General features: G+C 67.8%; 1 protein-coding gene. It reads left to right on the plus strand.

All coding sequences use genetic code 11. The features are described from left to right. Positions 1 to 56: 56 nt before the first annotated feature. Positions 57 to 1,331 (plus strand): IS701 family transposase, encoded by a 1,275-nt coding sequence (locus EHS43_RS44535; protein ID WP_125196056.1) that lies wholly within the window; start codon positions 57 to 59, stop codon positions 1,329 to 1,331. The last annotated feature ends 79 nt before the right edge of the window (positions 1,332 to 1,410 follow it).

A 1,410-nucleotide genomic window follows, 5' to 3' on the forward strand; every position in this document is an offset into this window, starting at 1 on the left:
CTAGTAGTGCTTCGTTAGGTCTATCCGTTTGCGCTGATCAAGAGCATGTTGGTCGTGTGGATGCGCATGAAGTGAACCGATTACGGGCCGCGTTGGGGCTGTTCGTGGCGGATGTGTTCGCCTCGGTGCCGCGTACGGATCAGCGGGCCAAGGGCGAGTGCTATCTGCGGGGGCTGATGCTGGATGGCCGTCGCAAGTCGATCCAGCCGATGGCTGCGCGGCTGCCGGACGGGAACATGCAGGCCCTGCAGCAGTTCGTGAACCAGTCGCCGTGGGATCCGCTGCCGGTCAGGCGGCGGATCGCCGAGTGGCTGTCCCAAGTGGTCAGGCCCGAGGTGTGGGTGATCGACGACGTGTCGTTCCCCAAGTGCGGCAAGGCGTCGGTCGGGGTGGCCCGCCAGTACTGCGGTGCGGTCGGCAAGCGGGCGAACTGCCAGGTCGCGGTCAGTGTCCATGCCGCCACCGACACCGCCTCGTGCCCCTTGGAGTGGCAGTTGTATCTGCCGCGTGAGTGGACGGACGAGCCGGAGCGGTGCCGCAGGGCAGGCGTCCCCGACGGCATGGTGCACCAGGAGAAGTGGCGTCTGGCGCTCGGCCTGCTGGACACACTCGCCCAGTGGCAGTTGCAAGCACCGGTCATCGTGGCCGACGCCGGCTACGGCGTCAGCACGCCGTTTAGGCTCGGTCTCCAGGAGCGAGGACTGTCCTACATCCTTGCCCTGCAAGGCAAGGAAGTCGCTCATCCGGAGGATGCCCGGCCGCACCAGCCCGCTTATGGCGGGCTCGGGCCGCCCACTCTTCCCCGCTACCGCCTCCCGCCGCGAGCCCTGTCGTCCCTGGCAGCGGAAGCCGGCGCAGAGCGATTCCGCAAGGTGACCTGGCGGCAGGGCAGCAAGGGCGTGATGACCTCACGGTTCGCGGTGCTGACGGTGCGGCCCGCGGGCAAACAGTCTCTGGCCGCCGCTCAGGAATCGGGCGGGGGCCGCAGCCGGTGGGATGGCGTCCTGCCCGTCCAGACCGTCCTGGTCGAATGGCCGGACGACCAGGACGCCCCGACGGACTACTGGATATCGAACCTGCCCGCCACCACACCCGTCGCTGACCTGGTGCGGTGGGCGAAGATGCGCTGGCGGGTCGAACATGACTACCGCGAGCTCAAACACGGCCTGGGACTCGCCCACTTCGAAGGCCGAACCTGGCGCGGCTGGCACCACCACGTCACCCTCGTCACCGCCGCGCAGGCATTCCTCACCCTCCGCAGGCTCGACCCAAAAGTCGAGGCACCGGCCCGAGCCTCTACCAGACCCTCGACGCCCTCCAAGGCCTGCTGAGGTGCTGGACCGGCACCTGCAGCACCTGCGGCCGCCCTCTCACCGCAAGCAGAACCAGAACCTAACGAAGCACTACTAG

Origin of the sequence: Streptomyces sp. RP5T, assembly GCF_003933965.1 — a bacterium.
Taxonomy (GTDB): domain Bacteria; phylum Actinomycetota; class Actinomycetes; order Streptomycetales; family Streptomycetaceae; genus Streptomyces.